This is a genomic window from Streptomyces sp. NBC_01481 (assembly GCF_026339995.1).
Classification (GTDB): Bacteria; Actinomycetota; Actinomycetes; order Streptomycetales; family Streptomycetaceae; genus Streptomyces.
This window is the reverse complement of record NZ_JAPEPT010000003.1, coordinates 957,582-976,943: the sequence shown is the minus strand read 5'-3', so window position 1 is coordinate 976,943 and position 19,362 is coordinate 957,582. Positions and strand designations below refer to the sequence as shown.

22 protein-coding genes are annotated in these 19,362 nt (G+C 70.6%); 10 read left to right on the top strand and 12 right to left on the bottom strand.

Translation table 11 applies throughout. The features are described 5' to 3' along the window. Positions 1–34 precede the first annotated feature (34 nt). Positions 35–430 (top strand): thioredoxin, encoded by a 396-nt coding sequence (gene trxA, locus OOK40_RS21015; protein ID WP_266484006.1) that lies wholly within the window; start codon positions 35–37, stop codon positions 428–430. 100 nt (positions 431–530) lie between these two features. On the opposite strand, the gene OOK40_RS21010 is transcribed toward trxA, so the two are convergent. Both OOK40_RS21010 and OOK40_RS21005 read right to left on the bottom strand, forming a co-directional pair. Next, positions 531–800 (bottom strand): hypothetical protein, encoded by a 270-nt coding sequence (locus OOK40_RS21010; protein ID WP_266484004.1) that lies wholly within the window; start codon positions 798–800, stop codon positions 531–533. A gap of 68 nt (positions 801–868) precedes the next feature. Continuing rightward, positions 869–1,891 carry a LacI family DNA-binding transcriptional regulator gene (locus OOK40_RS21005; RefSeq protein WP_266484002.1) on the bottom strand — a complete coding sequence of 341 codons (1,023 nt, stop codon included), beginning with the start codon at positions 1,889–1,891 and terminating at the stop codon, positions 869–871. Between the two features lie 59 nt (positions 1,892–1,950). On the opposite strand from OOK40_RS21005, the gene OOK40_RS21000 reads away from it, so the two are divergent. Both OOK40_RS21000 and OOK40_RS20995 read left to right on the top strand, forming a co-directional pair. Next, entirely contained in the window at positions 1,951–2,106 is a 156-nt protein-coding gene (locus tag OOK40_RS21000; RefSeq protein WP_266484525.1) for a hypothetical protein, read from the top strand. Between the two features lie 153 nt (positions 2,107–2,259). Beyond that, the gene (locus OOK40_RS20995) at positions 2,260–2,721 is read left to right on the top strand and encodes a type II toxin-antitoxin system PemK/MazF family toxin (RefSeq protein ID WP_266484000.1); all 462 of its coding nucleotides are present in this window, start codon (positions 2,260–2,262) and stop codon (positions 2,719–2,721) included. Here OOK40_RS20995 and OOK40_RS20990 read toward each other — a convergent pair. Next, entirely contained in the window at positions 2,706–3,539 is an 834-nt protein-coding gene (locus OOK40_RS20990) for a TIGR02452 family protein (RefSeq protein WP_266483997.1), read from the bottom strand. The two genes, OOK40_RS20995 and OOK40_RS20990, sit on opposite strands and share 16 nt — an antisense overlap. A gap of 136 nt (positions 3,540–3,675) precedes the next feature. Here OOK40_RS20990 and egtA point away from each other — a divergent pair, with 136 nt between their 5' ends. Genes egtA through egtD form a run of 4 tightly spaced genes read left to right on the top strand, consistent with a single transcriptional unit; the run spans position 3,676 to position 7,974 of the window. Beyond that, the gene (gene egtA / locus OOK40_RS20985; protein WP_266483993.1) at positions 3,676–4,950 is read left to right on the top strand and encodes an ergothioneine biosynthesis glutamate--cysteine ligase EgtA; all 1,275 of its coding nucleotides are present in this window, start codon (positions 3,676–3,678) and stop codon (positions 4,948–4,950) included. Then, complete coding sequence (egtB, locus tag OOK40_RS20980) at positions 4,947–6,260, top strand: ergothioneine biosynthesis protein EgtB (RefSeq protein ID WP_266483989.1); 1,314 nt, start codon at positions 4,947–4,949, stop codon at positions 6,258–6,260. Before egtA ends, egtB begins: the two co-directional genes overlap by 4 nt. Then, positions 6,260–7,015 (top strand): ergothioneine biosynthesis protein EgtC, encoded by a 756-nt coding sequence (gene egtC, locus OOK40_RS20975; protein WP_266483986.1) that lies wholly within the window; start codon positions 6,260–6,262, stop codon positions 7,013–7,015. Before egtB ends, egtC begins: the two co-directional genes overlap by 1 nt. After that, the gene (egtD, locus tag OOK40_RS20970) at positions 7,012–7,974 is read left to right on the top strand and encodes an L-histidine N(alpha)-methyltransferase (protein ID WP_266483983.1); all 963 of its coding nucleotides are present in this window, start codon (positions 7,012–7,014) and stop codon (positions 7,972–7,974) included. The genes egtC and egtD overlap by 4 nt, the downstream gene beginning before the upstream one ends. Here egtD and OOK40_RS20965 read toward each other — a convergent pair. The 4 genes from OOK40_RS20965 to OOK40_RS20950 all read right to left on the bottom strand — a co-directional run bounded on the left by OOK40_RS20965 (position 7,869) and on the right by OOK40_RS20950 (position 11,458). Continuing rightward, positions 7,869–8,744, bottom strand: coding sequence for a 1-acyl-sn-glycerol-3-phosphate acyltransferase (locus OOK40_RS20965; RefSeq protein WP_266483980.1), 876 nt, complete (start codon positions 8,742–8,744; stop codon positions 7,869–7,871). The two genes, egtD and OOK40_RS20965, sit on opposite strands and share 106 nt — an antisense overlap. Beyond that, positions 8,741–9,598: a GNAT family N-acetyltransferase gene (locus tag OOK40_RS20960; RefSeq protein WP_266483977.1), complete on the bottom strand. Its 858-nt coding sequence runs from the start codon at positions 9,596–9,598 to the stop codon at positions 8,741–8,743. Before OOK40_RS20960 ends, OOK40_RS20965 begins: the two co-directional genes overlap by 4 nt. Before the next feature lie 277 nt (positions 9,599–9,875). After that, positions 9,876–10,553, bottom strand: coding sequence for a class F sortase (locus OOK40_RS20955; RefSeq protein WP_266483975.1), 678 nt, complete (start codon positions 10,551–10,553; stop codon positions 9,876–9,878). A gap of 167 nt (positions 10,554–10,720) precedes the next feature. Continuing rightward, positions 10,721–11,458, bottom strand: coding sequence for a hypothetical protein (locus OOK40_RS20950; RefSeq protein ID WP_266483973.1), 738 nt, complete (start codon positions 11,456–11,458; stop codon positions 10,721–10,723). Positions 11,459–11,963: 505 nt separating this feature from the next. On the opposite strand from OOK40_RS20950, the gene OOK40_RS20945 reads away from it, so the two are divergent. Continuing rightward, positions 11,964–12,179, top strand: a complete 216-nt coding sequence (locus OOK40_RS20945; protein WP_266483971.1) for a dodecin — start codon at positions 11,964–11,966, stop codon at positions 12,177–12,179. 125 nt (positions 12,180–12,304) lie between these two features. Then, positions 12,305–13,324 (top strand): LLM class flavin-dependent oxidoreductase, encoded by a 1,020-nt coding sequence (locus OOK40_RS20940; protein WP_266483968.1) that lies wholly within the window; start codon positions 12,305–12,307, stop codon positions 13,322–13,324. Positions 13,325–13,373: 49 nt separating this feature from the next. Here the strand turns inward: OOK40_RS20940 and OOK40_RS20935 are convergent, their stop codons facing one another. The 5 genes from OOK40_RS20935 to OOK40_RS20915 all read right to left on the bottom strand — a co-directional run bounded on the left by OOK40_RS20935 (position 13,374) and on the right by OOK40_RS20915 (position 18,371). Further along, positions 13,374–14,201 carry a tyrosinase family protein gene (locus tag OOK40_RS20935; protein ID WP_266483966.1) on the bottom strand — a complete coding sequence of 276 codons (828 nt, stop codon included), beginning with the start codon at positions 14,199–14,201 and terminating at the stop codon, positions 13,374–13,376. A gap of 19 nt (positions 14,202–14,220) precedes the next feature. Beyond that, complete coding sequence (locus OOK40_RS20930; RefSeq protein WP_266483964.1) at positions 14,221–14,634, bottom strand: tyrosinase cofactor; 414 nt, start codon at positions 14,632–14,634, stop codon at positions 14,221–14,223. A gap of 311 nt (positions 14,635–14,945) precedes the next feature. Continuing rightward, complete coding sequence (locus tag OOK40_RS20925; RefSeq protein WP_266483962.1) at positions 14,946–15,692, bottom strand: succinate dehydrogenase/fumarate reductase iron-sulfur subunit; 747 nt, start codon at positions 15,690–15,692, stop codon at positions 14,946–14,948. Further along, positions 15,689–17,665 (bottom strand): fumarate reductase/succinate dehydrogenase flavoprotein subunit, encoded by a 1,977-nt coding sequence (locus OOK40_RS20920; protein ID WP_266483960.1) that lies wholly within the window; start codon positions 17,663–17,665, stop codon positions 15,689–15,691. The genes OOK40_RS20925 and OOK40_RS20920 overlap by 4 nt, the downstream gene beginning before the upstream one ends. Position 17,666: 1 nt before the next feature. Beyond that, positions 17,667–18,371: a succinate dehydrogenase gene (locus tag OOK40_RS20915; protein ID WP_266483958.1), complete on the bottom strand. Its 705-nt coding sequence runs from the start codon at positions 18,369–18,371 to the stop codon at positions 17,667–17,669. A gap of 83 nt (positions 18,372–18,454) precedes the next feature. Here OOK40_RS20915 and OOK40_RS20910 point away from each other — a divergent pair, with 83 nt between their 5' ends. Next, positions 18,455–19,345 (top strand): LysR family transcriptional regulator, encoded by an 891-nt coding sequence (locus OOK40_RS20910; RefSeq protein WP_266483955.1) that lies wholly within the window; start codon positions 18,455–18,457, stop codon positions 19,343–19,345. The last annotated feature ends 17 nt before the right edge of the window (positions 19,346–19,362 follow it).

Here is a 19,362-nt window from a genome sequence, read left to right as displayed (position 1 = left end):
CGAGTCCACGGACATCAGGAAGAGGTAGCGCGTCATGAGCACTGTTGAGCTCACCAAGGAAAACTTCGATCAGGTTGTAACAGACAACGACTTCATCCTGATCGACTTCTGGGCTTCCTGGTGCGGTCCTTGCCGTCAGTTCGCCCCGGTCTACGAGGGTGCCGCCGAGCGCCACCCCGACCTGGTGTTCGCGAAGGTCGACACGGAGGCTCAGCAGGAGCTCGCGGCCGCGTTCGAGATCCGCTCCATCCCGACGCTGATGATCGTCCGTGACAACGTCGCGGTCTTCGCCCAGCCCGGCGCGCTGCCCGAGGCCGCGCTGGAGGACGTGATCGGTCAGGCCCGCGCGCTCGACATGGACGAGGTCCGCAAGTCGATCGACGAGGCCCAGAGCGGCAGCGCGGGTGCGGAGACCGCTTCGGAAGCCTGACCGCCGCCGCGGCCGCCTGGTCGTCCCGGTGCGGGACGACCAGGCGTGCCATCGGCCAATAGTGCTCACACCATGGGGACTTGATGGCAATAGCGGGGTTTCAGCGTTCTGCCGGGTCGACGACTCGCGCCGAAAGCCCGTAGTCCAGTTCCGATCCGTCGACCAGCAGTGCCTCGACCGTACGTGTGACCGGGTCGATGTCCGCCTCCAGGCCGTCGCCCGAGAAGCGCGGATATCCGGATGACCCGTACTGACCGGTGGCTACCACGACGGCCGAGCGGATGGCGCTCGCGGCCAGATGGGCCGCATCGCTGCCCTCGACATGCTCGGGCACCAGCAGGATCTCGAAGCGCTGCGGATCTGTGCTCATGCAAGCGACGCTAGACACGCACCGCGCGGCCCGCATGTCGTCGTGCCGAGGCGCGTGGGGCGCGCGGGTCAGCTGGACTCGCGGAGCAGTGCCCGCGCCCCCATCAGATCGTGCCGCTCCGGCTCGACGCCGGGGTCACGCACCACACGGTCGAGGAGTTCGGCGAGCCGCTGACCGGTCACCATGTCGATCTGCACCGTGCTCAGCCGCGGCCGCAGCAGCCTTCCGAGCAGCAGATCGTCCGCACCGATCACGGCAGTCCCTGCGGGGACATCGATGTCCGCATCCTGCAGGGCCCGCATCAGGAGCATGGCGTACTCGTCGTTGTACGCGTAGACGGCGTCGAGACCGAGAACGCGCCAGCGGGCGGCGAGCCCGGCGGCCGACTCCTCGTCGTACGGCAGGGGCAGCGGCTCGATCCTGGCGCCCGTACCCGCCGCGGCCCGCCGGGCACCTTCCAGGCGGGGCTCGGAGAACAGCTCCAGGCCCCTCTCCTGCGGCATGACGACGCCGATGGCACGCCGGCCGCGCCCGACCAGATGGGCCACGGCGCAGTGGCCGATCTCGCTCTGGTCCATGACGAGGGAGTGCGCCCCCTCGACTCGCTGCGGTCCGAGGGTGATGACGGCCTTCGCGCCGGAGCGTTTGAGGACGTCGACGCCGTACGGGGTGAGCGCGACCTCGCCGAGCGAGACGACCGCGACGGGACGCAGTTCGGCCCAGGCCCTGGCCGCCTCGTCGCCGGCGAGGCCGAGGCTGCCGTACTGCACGACGGTGTAGTCGAGGCGGCGCAGCGCCCACTGGAGCTCGTTGAAGAAGCGGCTGTAGAGCGGCCCCACGGGGAAGTGCGCGGTGGGGAGGAGCACCATCCGGGTGTGCCCGGCGCGCAGGCTGCGGGCGGCCGCGTGGGGCACATAGCCGAGCTCTTCGGCGGCTTCGCGGACGCGGCGGCGGGTGGGCTCGCTGATCCGTACGGCGGAGGTGTTGTTGAGCACGTAGGAGACGGTGGCCCGGGAAACACCGGCCAGCCGGGCGACGTCGGCACTGGTCGGAACGGGGCGTTCTGCGGACTGCTTGGGTGACTGGCTCATCGCTCTCGGCATCTTTCCAGAACGGCTCCGCACGGGGTCTGGCAGATGGCCGGAAACGAGTGCCGCACAGCATCGTCCGTATCCGCGGCGGGGCCGAGCATTTCCTCGCGTATCCGGCGTCCGCGAAGGACCGGATCGAGACGGGGACGGTGGTGACGACGGTGGAACGTGTGCCGCCGCGCACCGTCTATGTCTCGGCGGTGTACGGCAGTTGAGCCGGGCCCGATGAGGAGGACACTCCCGATCAGCCGGCGCCGGACGGCACCGGACGAAGGGGGCGAATGCCGATGGCCGTGACGGACGAGCCGAAGGAATGAGGGCGGCACCCGCCCTGCGGGAAGGATCGGGCAGGTCCTACCGTGTGGCGGGTGACGATCTCCCCTGACGCATCCGACAGCCCTTCCGACCTGCCCGGCCAGTCCGGCCCCGCGGCCACCACCGAGGCCGATCCCGCCGAGGTCGGCCCGGTCCGCACCTCGTACGCCCCCGACCGCGACGGCGATCCCGACCCCGGCGAGATCGTCTGGACCTGGGTGCCGTTCGAGGAGATGGACGGACGCGGCAAGGACCGTCCGGTCCTGGTGGTGGCCCGTGAGGAGGCCGGAACGCTGCTGGCCGTGCAGCTGTCCAGCAAGCGCCACGACCGGGACCGTGAGTGGGTGGCGATCGGCGTCGGTCCGTGGGACCGTGCGGGACGCGAGTCCTGGGTGGATCTGGACCGGGTGCTGCGGGTGCACGAGCGGGGTATGCGCCGTGAGGCGTGCGCGCTGGACCGGCCGCGTTTCGACCGGGTCGTGCACCGGCTGCGGGAGCGCTACGGCTGGAGCTGACCGGCGAAGGCCCGGCGGAAGGCCCCGAGCGTCGGCCCGGCGGAGCTACGGTCCAGTACGGCGAAGACGATCTGCTCGAAATGGCCCGCGAAGCGGCCGTCCTCAGTGAGCAGGGCGTGGAACGCGGCCGCGACCACCGCGGGGTCGTTGCGGAAGACCCCGCAGCCCCAGGCCCCCAGCACCAGGCGCCGGTAGCCCTCCCCGGCCGCTGTTTCCAGCACACGCTCGGCGCGCGCGGCGACCGCGGCCGGGATGCGGTGCGCCTGGTCGGGGGTCCGGCTTGTGATCACCCCGGCGTTCGGCGCGGGCGAGGTCAGAAATCCCACGGTGCATGGCTCGTCGAGGAGCCGTCCGCGGTCGTCGCGGAAGACCGGGACGCCCGGTGAGTGGATGACCCGGTCGGTGTAGAAGGGGCTGCGCTCGGCGCGGTGGTGGTCGTAGAACTCGGGGGCGCGCAGGAGCGTGGCGTAGAGCGCCGAGGCCCGGCAGAGCGCCTCTTCCTGGGCCTGCGCGCCGTTCAGATAGCCGCCGCCGGGATTGCGCGCCGAGGCGAAGTTCAGAACGGCGACGGGGCCGCTGTCGGTCGCGGTGAGACGCCGGGCCGCCTCGGTGCTGCTCTCCCCCGTGACCTCGAAGGATGTCGTGCGGTCGGTGTCCGGCACGACGTCCACGGCCTCGGGTCCGTACATCCGGGTCCCCGCCAGTGCGGCGGCCAGCTCCCGACCGATGTCCACCGTCCGGCCGTCGGAGGCCAGGTAGTGGCCGGTCTCGACGATCTCTTCGGTCTGCCGTGCGATCCCCCGCAGTCGTGCACTCATGGCGACATCGTGGGCGTTCTGCCGCGGGCGCGGCAATCGGATTTCTTACGTCCCACGAACATCCAACGGGCACTCTTGTGCGAACCGGCGGCCTTGGCTTTAGGTTGGCAGAGTGCCTTTGAAAGAGGAACCGGACATGCACCCACCCGATGCAAGAAGCTTCGGCCACCCCATCGAGGAAGCAGAGGCAGAGGATCTGCTCCGATGTATCTGCTTCAAGAACGGCCCGCCCCGCTTCGTGGGCGTGGAGGTCGAATGGCTCGTCCATGAGCTGGAGCGGCCCGATCGCCCCGTCCCCGCCGGCCGTCTCGTCGCGGCCCACGACCAGATACGTGCTCTACAACTGAATTCGGCCCTCACCTTCGAGCCCGGCGGACAGCTGGAGCTCAGCTCGCCCCCCGCCGCTTCCCTGATGGAGTGCATCGACTCTGTCGCCGCCGATCTGGACGCCGTACGCACCGCGCTCCGCCCGGCAGGCCTCACTCTCAGCGGAATCGGGCTCGATCCCCTCAATCCGCCGCGCAGGCTGCTCCACGAACCCCGCTATGACGCCATGGAGGCGTACTTCGACCGGACAGGTGCGTCCGGCCGCGCCATGATGTGCAGTTCCGCCTCGGTCCAGGTGTGCCTGGACGCCGGTGCCGAGGAGCCGGGCCCGCTCGGGCACGGTCGTCGCTGGCAGCTCGCGCACCTGCTCGGCGCGGTGTTGATGGCGTCGTTCGCCAACTCGCCCGTACAGGGCGGGCGGTACACCGGCTGGCGCTCGACCCGGCAGGCCGTATGGTCCTCGCTGGATGCCGTACGGCCGCTCGCACCGCCCCTCGGCGTGGAACCGCGCTCCGCCTGGACCGCGCACGCGCTGGACGCACCGGTGATGTGCATACGGGGGGACGGCGACCCGTGGGAGCTGCCCGACGGGCTCACCTTCCGTCAGTGGATACGCTCCGGCGTCGTGCGCCCGCCGACCCGGCAGGATCTCGACTACCACCTGACCACCCTCTTCCCGCCCGTGCGGCCACGGGGGCATCTCGAACTGCGCATGATCGACGCGCAGCCGGGCGACGACGGCTGGATGGTGCCGCTCGCGGTCACCACGGCCCTGTTCGACGACCCCGAGGCCGCCGAGACGGTCTACCGCGTCGTGAAACCACTGGCGGAGTACGCAGGTTCGCGGCCCGCGCCGCGCAATCCGCTGTGGACCAACGCCGCACGGCACGGACTGGCCGACCCCGAACTGCACGCCGCCGCCACAACCTGCTTCGCCGTCGCCCTGGAGGCGCTCCCCCGCATCGGCGCGTCCCCCGCCGTACAGGACGCCGTCGCCGCATTCAACGAGCACTACGTCCTGCGGGGTCGATGTCCTGCCGACGAGCTGCGCATCCCCTCCCTCGGGAAGGAACCGATCAGATGACCGAAGACCTCCGGCTCCGCGCCCTGGACGCGCTGACCGCCGCCCGAGCCCGTACGGCCACGCTCACCTCGTGCGTCGACGACCATGAACTGACCGCCCAGCATTCGCCGTTGATGTCCCCGCTGGTGTGGGACCTGGCCCATATCGGCAACCAGGAGGAGCAGTGGCTGCTGCGCACCGTCGCCGGACGTGAGGCGCTGCGCCCCGAGATCGACTCGGTCTACGACGCCTTCGAGCATCCGCGGGCCCTGCGGCCCACGCTGCCGCTGCTCGCCCCGGCCGAGGCGCGCGCGTACGCCTCCGATGTGCGCGGCAGGGTCCTGGACGTCCTGGAGAGCACCCCCCTGGAGGGCCGGCCGCTTATCGACGCCGCCTTCGCCTTCGGGATGATCGCCCAGCACGAGCAGCAGCACGACGAGACGATGCTGATCACGCATCAGCTGCGCAAGGGGCCCGCGGCCCTCACCGCGCCCGAGCCGCCGGCCGGCAGCGCGCAGGGCCTGCCCGCCGAAGTCCTCGTTCCGGGCGGCCCGTTCACGATGGGTACATCGACCGAGCCGTGGGCGCTGGACAATGAACGGCCCGCGCACCAGCGCGTCGTTCAGGGATTCTTCATCGACACCGTGCCCGTGACCTGCGGCGCCTACCAGGCCTTCATCGAGGACGGCGGCTATACCGATCCCCGCTGGTGGGCGGCCGAGGGCTGGGAGCAGATCCGTCAGCACGACATCGCCGCGCCTCTGTTCTGGCGGCGCGAGGGCGGCCAGTGGCTGCGGCGCCGCTTCGGGGTGACCGAGCCGGTGCCGGCGGACGAGCCGGTGCTGCATGTCAGCTGGTACGAAGCCGATGCGTACGCCCGCTGGGCGGGGCGGCGGCTGCCCACCGAGGAGGAGTGGGAGAAGGCCGCCCGCCACGATCCCGATTCGGGCCGCTCGCGCCGCTTCCCGTGGGGCGACGAGGATCCGAAGCCCCCGTACGCCAACCTCGGCCAGCGCCATCTGCGGCCCGCCCCGGTCGGCAGCTATCCCGAGGGGGAATCGCCGCTCGGGATCAGGCAGTTGATCGGCGATGTGTGGGAGTGGACGGCGAGCGACTTCCTGCCCTACCCGGGCTTCGCGGCCTTCCCGTACCCCGAGTACTCCGAGGTGTTCTTCGGCAGTGCGCACAAGGTGCTGCGCGGCGGGTCGTTCGCCGTCGACCAGGTGGCCTGTCGCGGCACCTTCCGCAACTGGGACCTTCCGGTGCGCCGTCAGATCTTCTCCGGCTTCCGTACGGCACGCGACGCACACGTGCGGGAGGAGTCGGCCTGATGTGCCGCCATATCGCCTTTCTCGGCCCGCCGCTGCCGCTTCGGCAGCTGCTCGTCGAGCCCGCGCACGGGCTGTTCAGGCAGTCCTGGGCACCGCGTCACCAGCGGCACGGAACCGTCAACGCCGACGGCTTCGGCGTCGGCTGGTACGCCGAGGGCGACCCGGCGCCCGCCCGGTACCGGCGCCCTGGCCCCATCTGGGCCGATCTCTCCTTCGCCGATCTCGCCCGCGTGGTCCGCAGCGGCGCCCTGCTCGCCGCCGTCCGCGACGCCACCGAGGCGGGCGCGGACGGTGAGGCGGCGGCCGCGCCGTTCGCCGCCGGGCCGTGGCTGTTCAGCCACAACGGCGCGGTCAAGGGCTGGCCCGGCTCGCTGGCCCAGCTCGCTCTGACCCTGCCCGCGGCCGAGCTGCTGTCGCTGGAGGCACGGTGCGACTCCGCGCTGGTGTGGGCGCTGGTGCTGCACCGGCTGCGCGACGGCGACGAGCTCGGCCAGGCGCTGGCCGACACGGTCCGCGAGGTCGGCGAGGCCGCGCCGGGCTCCCGGCTCAATCTGCTTCTCACCGACGGAGAGACCGTCGCGGCCACCGCGTGGGGCGACACGCTCTGGTATCTGGCCGAGCCCGGGCGCCGCACGGTCGTCGCCTCGGAGCCCTACGACGACGATCCGCACTGGAGCGAGGTCCCCGACCGCACCCTGCTGGCGGCGACCCGCACCGATGTCCTTCTGACCCCGCTCAAGGAGCCACCCGCGTGAGCCCGTTCCTGCTGACCCGAACCCTGCCCGAGGACGCCACCGACGCCGCTCTGCGCGCGGACGTGCTGCACGGTCTGACCCGTACGCCCAAGACGCTGCCGCCCAAGTGGTTCTACGACGCCCGCGGCAGCGAGCTCTTCGAGGAGATCACCCGGCTCCCCGAGTACTACCCGACCCGCGCCGAGCGCGAGATCCTGCTCGCCCGCTCGACCGAGATCGCCGCGGCGACCGGGGCGCGCACCCTCGTGGAGCTGGGCTCGGGCTCCTCGGAGAAGACCCGGCATCTGCTGGACGAGCTGCCTCAGCTGCACACGTATGTGCCGGTCGACGTGAGCGAGAGCGCGCTGACCGGCGCGTCCGAGGCGCTGCTCGCCGAGCGGCCCTCGCTCAATGTCCATGCCCTGATCGCCGACTTCACCCGCGGTCTGACCCTGCCCGGCACCCCGGGACCGCGGCTCATCGCCTTCCTCGGGGGCACGATCGGCAATCTGCTGCCCGCGGAGCGCGCGGCGTTCCTGCACAGCGTGCGCTCGATGATGGACCCCGGCGACGCGCTGCTGCTCGGCACGGATCTCGTGAAGGACGAGAACGTGCTGGTGCGGGCGTACGACGACGCGGCCGGGGTGACGGCCGCGTTCAACAAGAACGTGCTGTCCGTCATCGCGCGTGAGCTGGATGCGGACGTCGACCCCGACGACTTCGAGCATGTGGCGCTGTGGGACCGCGAGCAGGAGTGGATCGAGATGCGGCTGCGGGCGCGCTCCGCAGTGACCGTGAAGATCCCCGAGCTGGATCTCGTGGTGCCGTTCGAAGCGGGCGAGGAGATGCGTACGGAGGTGTCGGCGAAGTTCCGTCAGGAAGGTGTACGGACCGAACTGGCCGCGGCGGAACTCGAGCTGACGAACTGGTGGACGGACACAGAAGGCAGGTTCGCACTCTCTCTGGCGACGGCCAGCTGAGCCGCGCGGGCGAGTGAGCGGCGGTCGGGGCAGCTCCCCGCGGGGATGGCCGGCAGCAGCCGGATCTCCGCGGTGAGCCCGCCCGCCGCCACGACCCGCCACAGGGACGCGGTCAGCGAGTCCTCCCCGACGAAGGCGGCGGCGCCGGTGGGCAGATAGCTGATGCGTACGGGCCGGACGTCCGCGCCCGCGTCCAGTGCGGCCTGGAAGACTGCGGGCCTGAAGCGGCCCTGGGCCCGGCCGCACCAGGTGGAGCCTTCGGGGAAGGCTATGACGCGCGCGCCGCCGTTCATCGCGGACGCCATCTCGCGGACCGTGCCGGGCAGCGTACGCAGCCGGTCGCGCTCCAGGAAGAATGTGCCGCCGCGAGCGGCCAGCGGTCCGAGCACCGGCCAGCGCCGGACCTCGCTCTTGGCCAGCATCCGTCCGGGCAGGGCCGCCGCTATCAGCGGTATGTCCAGCCACGAGATGTGGTTGGCGACGACCAGGGATCCCCCGGTGCTCGGCGTCCGGCCCGCGCCGACGACCCGGACGCGGACGCCGAAGGCGCGTACCACCGCACGCGCCCAGCAGCGGGTAGCCAGATGGCGGAACCGGGTTCCGAGTACCAACGCGAGCAGCGCGACCACCGGCCCGAGCAGAAGACCGGCGAGGACCGTCGCGATGCCGGCGAGCAGCCGGGCGGCGGCCCTGAGCGAGCCCGCCGCCGGGCCGTGATGGGTCGCGCAGCCCCGCGGGGTGCAGGGCGCGCTGGGCAGCCAGACGCTCATCGCACCGGGGCGAGGGAGAGGAAGTGGCGCAGGTAGCGCGGGTTGGTGCGGCGCAGCGAGAGCAGCACATAGAGGTCCGCGACACCGAAGTCCGGGTCGTGGGCGGGCGCTCCGCAGACCCAGGCGCCGAGCCGCAGATAGCCTCGGAGCAGGGCGGGCAGCTCGGTGCGGCCCTCGAGGCGGGCGACGGAGTCGGGGTTCCACAGCTTGTGCGGGGTGACCCAGTACTCCTCGGGGGCGAGGTTCTTGGCCTTCACCGTGTCCCAGGTGGCCGCGGCGAGGGTGCCGCCGTCCGCGAGCGGGATGGAGCAGCAGCCGGCCAGCCAGTTGTGGCCGGTGCGGGTCATGTAGCGGGCGAGCCCGGCCCAGATGAGGGCGATGACGGCGCCGTTGCGGTGCAGGGGGTGGACGCAGGAGCGGCCGACCTCGACGAGGTCGTCGCGGATGGGGGCGAGCCTGGCCAGGTCGAACTCGGTCTCGGAGTAGAGCCGGCCCGCGACCCGGGCGCGGTCGGGCGGCAGCAGGCGGTAGGTGCCGACGACCTCTCCGGTCTCGGCCTCGCGCACGAGGAGGTGGTCGCAGTACGCGTCGAAGGCGTCGATGTCCAGACCCGGCTCGGGCCCCTCCAGCCTGGCGCCCATTTCACCGGCGAACACCTGGTGCCGCAGGCGCTGCGCGGCCCGTACGTCCTCCTGGTCGCGGGCGAGCGAGACGACGTAGCGCTGCTCGTCCCCCTCACGCAGAGGCCCGGGGGCGGGCGAGGCCAGGGGCGCGGCGAGCTGGGTGGGGAGCTGCGCGGGGACGGCGAGCGGGGCGGCGAGTGGGGCGGGGACGACAGCTGGCGATGCGGGCATGACGGTCTCCTGTGCCGGACGGAAGGGGACGGACCGCGGGTGCGGCGGCCCGGCTCCTTACTTCTTCCGTGGCTGGCTGGATTCGACATGACCGCCCGGCGGAGAGTGGATGTGCGACGGCTGAATGCCGGGGAATGGCGTGCCGGGGACCTGGCACGCAGGGTAAGGAGAGCCGTCGGTTCAGTGAGGAGCGAGGGCTTCGGCGATCCGCTTGGGGGCCTTGCACGCGCCGCCCGCCGCAGGTGCCAGGACACGTCAGGCGGCCCGCTCATGCGCGCTACGCGGAGTCGAGATGGGCGAACACCACCACATTCTCGGTGTAGTCCTTCTTCTTTCGGTCGTACGAGCCCCCACAGGTGATGAGACGCAGCTGCGGGTTCGGGGTGTCGGCGTAGACCCGCTCATTGGGGAAGCGCGCCTTGCTGAAGCTTTCGACGGAGTCGACCACGAACGAGGCGACCGTGCCGTCCTCGCGGGTGATGGCGACCTTGCCCCCGGGCTTGAGCAGACGCAGCTGCACGAACACGGCCGGGCCGGTCTTGGTGTCGACATGGCCCGCGACAATCGCAGCGCCGCGCTCCCCGGGCGAGACGCCTCCCGCGAACCAGCCGGCCAGGTTGCTGTCGTTGGCGGGCGGTGCGTCGAGCCGCCCGGACTTGCCGATGGACAAGGTCGTGAAGGGGGCGTTGACGCCGATCTGTGGGATCGAGAGCCGCTTCGGCGCGGAACGGGGCAGCACCAGCTCGCCGACGGGCGACGCGACCGGGCCGTACGTGGGCGGGGCGGCGACCACCGGAGGGACGACCTGGGCAACGCTGTCCGCGGAGGATCCGGAGGAGTTGAGGATGACGATGACGCCCAGCCCGATCGAGGCGATGGCCCACAGCATCGAGCGGCCGAAGGAACGGGGTGCGGACGCGGGCGGGTTCGGGCCGGGGGACTGCAGGGCGGCCATGGGGGCGTGCCTTTCGTGGACGTGGGCCGGTGGGTCGCGAGCGGACGGCCGCGCGGGGGTTGCTGGGGCGTGTTCTGAGAACCAGCCCGGGGAGAACCAGCCACCGCGGCCACCGTCCGGGAAGGACGGCGGCCGCGGCGGGAAGTGACTACGGGTGGCCCGGGCTATCAAGCCACCGCGCCACTCGTCGCGTTGCGGCGGCGCAGCGTGTACGCAGCGAAGCCGATGCCGCCGAGCAGCAGGAGGGATCCTGCGGCCAGGCCGCCACCGGACTCGGCCAGACCGCCGCCACCGGCGTGGACGCCGCCCGCCGGCTTCTCCTTCTTCCAGGAGCTGCCGCTCTCCGAGGAGGAGCCGCTGTCCTGACCCCAGTCCTCGGCCACGAGCTTGGCCAGGGCGCCACCACCGGTGTGGACACCGCCCCACGGCTTGTCCTTCTTCCAGGCTTCCTTCTTCGCCGGCGCCTCGGTCGTCGCCGACTCCTCAGTCGTCGCCGACTCTCCAGTGGCGGCCGCCGACTCCTCAGTGGTCGCCGACTCTCCAGTCGTCGCCGGCGCCTCCTTCTTCCAGGACTCCTTCTTCGCCGACTCTCCGGTCGTCGCCGACTCGCCGGTCGTCGCCGAGTCTCCGGCCGCCGACTCGCCGGTCGTCGCGGAGTCTCCGGTCGCCGACTCCTTCTTCCAGGACTCCTTCTTCGCCGACGGGTCGGCCGCTGTGGAGGAGTCCTGCGCGGTGGAGTCCTGCGCGGTGGAGTCCTGCTTGCCGGTCTTGCCGTAGCCGCTGCTGGAGGAGGAGCTGTCTTGCCCGTAGTCCTCGTCCAACGTGATGGCATTCGCAGCGGGCGCGGTGATGGCGAGGACCGCCGTCACGGCGGCCGAGGCGAACAGTGTGCGGGCAGAGCGCATGAGGCACTTTCCTTTCGCCGCGCTGCGAAGGCTGACACTTCGTCGGCTCATCGGATCGCAGTACGACATGATCCACCGTCAGCCCGATCACGGCTCAGCACCAGTCGACACCACCGCAATCGAGGGAGACCCTGGGCCCTTCGAGTGGCGAAGGCCCGAATATCACTCGTTGGACTGCACAACACGCCGAGGCGATGTTTCAGCCGCGACAATTACGTCTTCACCTGACGGTGCATCACCTTGGAGAAGCTCTGACCTGCGAAGACGAGAAGCCGGCGGTCGGAAACCATGGTCGACGCCTCGCTCTCGCCGAGGACCGGCGTCCCGGCGACGCGATCCCTCCGAGCGCACCCTCGGCCCCGGACTCGGCGCCGACCGTCGCTCCACCGCCGCGCCCGGACGGCGCTCGGCACTGCCTCGGACGACCGTCCGGGCCCCGACGCCTCGCGCGCCGCCTCCCGGTGGGGCACCGTGGAGTGAACGCATCGAGAGGAGTGCGACACACATGTCGAATCACACCTACCGGGTCACCGAGATCGTCGGCACCTCGCCCGACGGCATTGACCAGGCCATCCGCAACGGCATCCACCGGGCGTCCCAGACCCTCCGCGCTCTCGACTGGTTCGAGATGACCGAGGTCCGCGGCCAGATCGTCGACGGGCAGATCCAGCACTGGCAGGTCGGGCTCAAGGTCGGATTCCGGCTCGAGGACGGCAGCTGACAGGCCGGCCGCACGGACACCCGGGCGCCTGAGGGCTCACCCGTACGGACCCTCAGGTGCGGCCCGCGTCGCTCGTGATCCATGCACCTGGGGAATCCTCGCGCGGCGCGGACGTTGAACCCTGTGTGAGCGCATTGATCGAGTCGACCCGCCTCTCCGTACTGGACCGTTCCCGCACCCGCGAGGGGCACGACGAGCCCGCCGCTCTGCGGGACACGGTGCGTCTCGCCCAGGAGCTGGAAGCGCTGGGATACCACCGCTTCTGGGTCTCCGAGCACCACAGCGTGCCCGGAGTGGCGGGCTCCGCGCCGACTGTTCTCGCGGCCGCGGTCGCCGCCGCGACCTCGACGATCCGTGTCGGCACGGGCGGAGTGATGCTCCCGAACCATCAACCGCTGGTCGTGGCCGAGCAGTTCGGGGTCCTCGAAGCGCTCTTCCCCGGCCGGATCGACATGGGGCTCGGCCGCTCGGTGGGCTTCACGGACGGCATACGCAAGGCCCTGGGCCGGGACAAGCAGGACGCCGAGGATTTCGCCGGGCAGCTGGAAGAACTGCTCGGCTGGTTCGACGGCCGGCAGACGGCGCATCCGCAGGTGCATGCCCGCCCCGCGGAGGGCCTGCGGGTCCCGCCGTATCTTCTGGCCACCGGCGAAGGAGCACAGATCGCGGCCGCCGCCGGCCTGCCGCTGGTCATCGGCGACATACGGGGCCGCGACCGGATGCTCGCGGCCATCGACCGCTACCGCCGGGACTTCCGGCCGTCCTCCTGGTCCGAGCGGCCGTACGTGGTCGTCTCGGGCACGGTCGTCGTCTCCGCCACGGAGCGGGAGGCGCACCGGCTGCTGATGCCGGAGGCCTGGTCGCTGGCGTACTCCCGGACGCACGGGGTCTTCCCGCCGCTCTCTCCGCCGGAGCGGATCGACGCAATGACGATGACGGCCCGGGAGCGCCAGTTCTACGAGTCCGGGCTCGCCGGCCACATCGCGGGCACCGAGGAGCAGGTCACGGACGCGCTGGAGGCGGTCGTCAAGGACAGCGGCGCCGACGAAGTACTGGTCACGACGAGTACGTACGACCGTGAGGCCCTGCTGAACTCCTTCCGCAGGCTCGCCCGGATCGCGGGGCTGACCAGCGCGAACGCCTAAAGTCGTCCGCCGTGCACAGCCCCCACGACCCGCTTGGGCGCTGTATCGCCTACGCCGCCGTGTCGAAGGTGTAGTGGCGGGTGTGGTCCAGCATGTCGGCCGGGGTCACGTCGTTCCAGGGGCGCATGGTCTCCCGCAGATCGACGACATTGCGCGTGCCGGCGGCCGGGAGATAGGTCGAGTCGGGGTGGCGTGTCTGCCACTCGGCCCAGAGCTTGTCGATGAAGGCGTGATGCATCCAGAACACCGGGTCGTTGGGCGAGACTCCGGTGGCCATCTGGCCGCCGACCCAGACATGGACCCGGTTGTGCAGATTGACGCCGCGCCAGCCTTCCAGGTGATTGCGGAAGCCGTCCGAGGCGCTGTTCCACGGCGGAGCGTCATAAGTGGCCATGGCGAGTACGGAGTCCACCTCGGCCCGGGTCGGCAGCTGACGGCCCCCGGCGCCGAGGTCCCGGCGCAGATAGTCGCGGCCGTCCACGCGTATGCTCACCGGCCATTTGCCGGCCGCGAAGGCGAACGGGCCGTCCGTCACCCGGCCGTCCCTGCTGCGCCCGGTGCCGCCGAGGAAGTCGGCCGCCCAGAGCGAGGAGGCGGCGGTGCGGTCGGCGGTCCAGTCCCAGTACGGGAGCGCCACGGAGGGGTCCACGGCCTGGAGCTGCTGCTCGAACTGTATGAGGAACCTGCGGTGCCAGGGCAGGAACGAGGGCGAGCGGTGGCCGACCCGCTCGCCGTTGTCGGTGTCGCCCATGATGAAGGCGTTGTGGGTGGTGACGAAGGTGTCGTACTGCCCATTGCGCTTGAGTTCGAGCAGCGCGTCGACGAAGCGGCGCTTCTCGGTGGCAGTGAGCTGCGCCTGGTTCTTGCGTACGGTCATGACGGTGCGGGCTCCTGGATCAGGTGGTGACGAGCGGGACGAGGGCGGCGCCCTGGAGTTCGGCGACGGCAGCGCGGGCCACCGCGCGGGGCGTGGCGAACGTCTCGTAGTGGTTGACGACGCTGATCCAGGTGCCGTCGGCGTTGCGCATCACATGCAGCTCCTTGCCGTCGATGTGCACGGCGAAGCCGCCCCCGTGTCCGCCGCCGTGTCCGCCCCCGTGGTGTCCGCCTCCGTGATGCCCGCTCGCCTCGGAGGGCGCGCCTTGTATACGGCGGCCCTGGAAGACCTCGTCGAACGAGGCGGGTTCGGCCGAGGGAGCGGAGACGGTCCGCCCGGTACGCGCGGCAGCGGCCGTTGTGCCCGCTACGGCCACGGCGGCGGCCGCTCCTGCGACGGCGCCCAGGGCGCGTCGGCGGGTGAGTTCAGGCATGGCAAATACCCCCAGATGTTTCGGTGGTTCGGTTCGGTCGGTCACGGGCGTGGTCGGCACCCGTGACCCGGCTCCATGCCTACCGGTTCACCCGAACTCCGGGGAAATCGCCGGGAATTGGCTCGCTGCTATGCGGACATGTCGCGATACGCAGTGCAGCGTTGAACAAGGTTGATCTTGCTGTCTGCGCGTCCCGTTGCCGCCAGAGACGTAAATTCTGCGGCGGATGTGACAGTTGCGTGAAGAGTTTGTTGCTCACATCGGGAAGACGTGCGCGGCCTCACACCGGGAAGCTGTCCGGATCTCATGGCTCAGCGGCGGACCTTCCGGCTCGCCCGCAGCCACTCCTTGTTCATCGCGGCGATGGACGGCAACGGGATCCCCTTCGGGCAGGCCGTGGCGCATTCGCCGGTCAGGGTGCAGCCGCCGAAGCCCTCCTCGTCCATCGTCGCGACCATGTCGAGCACGCGCGTCTCGCGCTCGGGCGCGCCCTGTGGCAGCACATTGAGATGGTTGATCTTCGCCGAAGTGAAGAGCATCGCCGAGCCGTTGGGGCAGGCCGCCACGCACGCGCCGCAGCCGATGCACTCGGCGTGCTCGAAGGCGAAGTCGGCGTCCGGCTTGGGGACGGGCGTGGCATGGGCCTCGGGTGCCGCTCCGGTGGGGGCGGTGATGTAGCCGCCGGCCTGGATGATCCGGTCGAAGGCGCTGCGGTCCACCACCAGGTCCTTGACCACCGGGAAGGCGGAGGCACGCCACGGCTCGACGTCGATGGTGTCGCCGTCCTGGAAGGACCGCATGTGGAGCTGGCAGGTGGTGGTGCGTTCGGGGCCGTGCGCATCACCGTTGATGACCAGGCTGCACGCGCCGCAGATGCCCTCGCGGCAGTCGTGGTCGAAGGCAACGGGGTCCTCTCCGCGCAGGATGAGTTCCTCGTTGAGGGTGTCGAGCATCTCCAGGAAGGACATGTCCTTGGAGATCCCGTCGACCTCGTACGTGGCCATGGCGCCGGGCGCTTCGGCGTTCCGCTGGCGCCAGACGCGCAGGTTGAGCTTCATGCGTAGCTCCGCTGGGTGGGGTGAACGTACTCGAAGACCAGGTCTTCCTTGTGCAGAACGGGGGCTTCCCCGGTGCTGTGCTCTCCCGGGGGACGACCCCCGGACCCCCGAAATTCCCAGGCAGCCACGTACGAGAACTCCTTGTCACGGCGGGCGGCTTCGCCGTCCTTCGTCTGGGACTCCTCGCGGAAGTGGCCGCCGCAGGACTCGGAACGGTGCAGTGCGTCGAGGCACATCAGCTCGGCAAGCTCCAGATAGTCGACGACGCGGTTGGCTTTCTCCAGGGACTGGTTGAACTCCTGACCGGTGCCGGGCACCTTGATGCGGCGCCAGAACTCCTCGCGGATCAGCGGGATGCGCTCCAGAGCCTTGCGCAGGCCCGCGTCCGTACGTGCCATTCCGCAGAACTCCCACATGAGTTCGCCCAGTTCGCGGTGGAAGGAGTCGGGCGTGCGGTCGCCGTCGACCGCGAGCAGCAGGTTCAGCCGGTCCTCGGTCTCCGCGAGCACCTCTGCCACCACCGGGTGCGAGGCGTCGACGCTCTCGGTGTTCGGGTTGCGGGCGAGATAGTCGTTGATGGTGGACGGCAGGACGAAGTACCCGTCCACCAGGCCCTGCATCAGCGCGGACGCTCCCAGCCGGTTCGCGCCGTGGTCGGAGAAGTTGGCCTCGCCGATCGCGAAGAGCCCCGGGACGGTGGTCTGCAGGTCGTAGTCGACCCAGAGCCCTCCCATCGTGTAGTGCACGGCGGGATAGATCCGCATCGGCACCTCGTACGGATTCTCGGCGGTGATCCGCTCGTACATGTCGAAGAGGTTGCCGTACTTCTCCTGAACCGCCTTGCGGCCCATCCGCGAGATCGCGTCCGCGAAGTCCAGATAGACGCCCTGCCCGCCGGGTCCCACCCCGCGGCCCTCGTCGCAGACGTTCTTCGCGGCGCGCGAGGCGATGTCGCGGGGGACAAGATTGCCGAAGGACGGATAGATCCGCTCCAGGTAGTAGTCGCGCTCGTCCTCGGGGATCTCGTTCGGCGGCCGGCCCTCACCATTCGCCGCGGGCACCCAGATGCGGCCGTCGTTGCGCAGCGACTCGCTCATCAGTGTCAGCTTGGACTGGTGGTCGCCGGTGCGCGGGATGCAGGTCGGGTGGATCTGGGTGAAGCAGGGGTTGGCGAAGTACGCGCCGCGCCGGTGGGCGCGCCAGATGGCGGTGGCGTTGGAGTTCATGGCGTTGGTCGACAGATAGAAGACGTTGCCGTAGCCGCCGGAGGCCAGGACCACCGCGTCGGCGAAGTGGCTGGAGATCTTCCCGGTGATCAGATCGCGGGCGACGATGCCGCGGGCCCGCCCCTCGACGACGATGAGATCGAGCATTTCGGTACGGGCGTGCATGGTCACGGTGCCTGCGGCGATCTGCCGCGACAGGGCCTGGTAGGCGCCGAGCAGGAGCTGCTGACCCGTCTGGCCGCGGGCGTAGAAGGTACGGGAGACCTGGACGCCGCCGAACGAGCGGGTGTCGAGCAGTCCGCCGTACTCCCGGGCGAAGGGCACGCCCTGGGCCACGCACTGGTCGATGATCTCGACCGAAATCTGGGCGAGCCGGTGCACGTTGGACTCACGGGCGCGGAAGTCGCCGCCCTTGACCGTGTCGTAGAAGAGACGGTGGATCGAGTCGCCGTCGTTGCGGTAGTTCTTGGCCGCGTTGATGCCGCCCTGGGCTGCGATGGAGTGGGCCCGGCGCGGGGAGTCCTGGTAGCAGAACTGCTCGACGTGGTAGCCCTGTTCGGCCAGTGTCGCGCCCGCGGCGCCGCCCGCGAGGCCGGTGCCGACGACGATGACGGTGTGCTTGCGGCGGTTGGCCGGGTTGACCAGCCTCGCCTCGAAGCGCCGCCGGTCCCAGCGCTCGGCGACAGGCCCTTCGGGCGCCTTGGTGTCGGCGAGGGGAGCGCCGACCGTGTAGTTGAGACGGCTCATGTCAGCCCACCACTCCTGTCATGACGGCGACGGGTACGGAGATGAACCCCGCGGTGAGCACCAGCGCGAGGACATTGGCGACGGTCTTGAGCGCGCGGTCGCGGGTGGCGTTGCCGACACCGAGGGTCTGGGCGGCGCTCCAGAAGCCGTGGCGGACGTGCAGTCCGACGGCGAGCATCGCGACGATGTAGATGACGTTGCCGTACCAGGTGGAGAAGGTCGCGACGACGTTCTCGTACGGATGGCCCGGCTCGGCGTTCTCGTTCACCGTCAGCGTCGTCAGGTCGAGCAGATGCCAGACGATGAACAGCGCCACGATGATCCCGCCCCAGCGCATGGTGCGGGTGGCGTAACTGGCCCGGCGCCGCTTGTGCGCGTACTGCACCGGCCGCGCCCTGAGGTCCCGCCTGCTGAGCTGGTACGCCGAGACCGCGTGCCCCACGACGGCCGCCAGCAGCACGACGCGGACGATCCACAGACCCCACGAGTAGTGCAGCACGGGTTCGCCCATAGTGCGCAGCCAGTGGCCGTAGGCGTTGAACTCCCCCGCCCCGAAGAAGACCTTGAGGTTGCCCATCACATGCGCGACCAGATAGCCGAGCATGATCAGGCCGCTCACGGCCATCACCGTCTTCTTGCCGACCGTCGATCCCCAGAAGGTGCGCGTGGGCGACGGTTTTCGATCCGTCCGCGTTGCCAGAGCCATACCTGGAACGCTAGGGCCGGGACCCTCCAGAGGTCCAAGACATGATCCGGCTCATCTCCATAGCCCTGGCCTATCGTGGGTCCATGCAGTTCCAGCAGCTTCTCTACTTCGTGGCGGTCGCCGAGACCCGGCACTTCACCCATGCCGCCGAGCGCGTCCATGTCTCCCAGCCGTCGCTCTCCCAGCAGATCAGGGCGCTGGAGAAGGAGCTGGGCGCCGAGCTGTTCAGCCGGGCCCGCGGCAATATCGCGCTCACGGACGCGGGCGAGGCGCTGTTGCCGCTGGCCCGCCGGATCCTCGCCGACGCCGACACCGCCCGGCACGAGGTGCAGGAGCTGGTGCAGCTGCGCCGCGGCCGGGTCAGGCTCGGCGCGACACCCAGCCTCTGCACCGGGCTGCTCCCCGATGTGCTGCGCGCCTTCCACGACCTGCATCCGGGCATCGAGCTGCTGATCGAGGAGAGCGGTTCGCACGATCTCGTACGGGAGCTGGCGCGCGGCTCACTCGATCTGGCCCTGATCGTGCTGCCGCTGCCGCCCGCTTCACCCGCGCTGACCACGGTCGAGCTGCTGCGCGAGGACCTGGTGGTGGTGTCGTCCGCATCGGTGCCCGGACCGCGGAGCCCGGTGCGGATCGCCGATCTGCGCGATCAGCCGCTGGTGATGTTCCGGCACGGCTACGACCTGCGCGAGCTGACGGTGGCCGCGTGCCGCGCGGAGGGCTTCGAGCCGGGCTTCACCGTGGAGGGCGGCGAGATGGACGCGGTGCTCGGTTTCGTACGGGCGGGGCTCGGCGTCGCGGTGGTGCCGAGCATGGTCGCCGACCGGGCCGGCCGCGACCTGCGGGTCACACCGCTCGCCCGGCCGGGACTGCGCCGTACGATCGCGCTCGCGCACCGCAGCGACGTGGCGCCGCCGCGGGCGGCCCGCGAGCTGCAGCGGGTGCTGCTCGGCTCGCGGGCGGCGGTGCGTTAGCTACGGCTACTGGACGG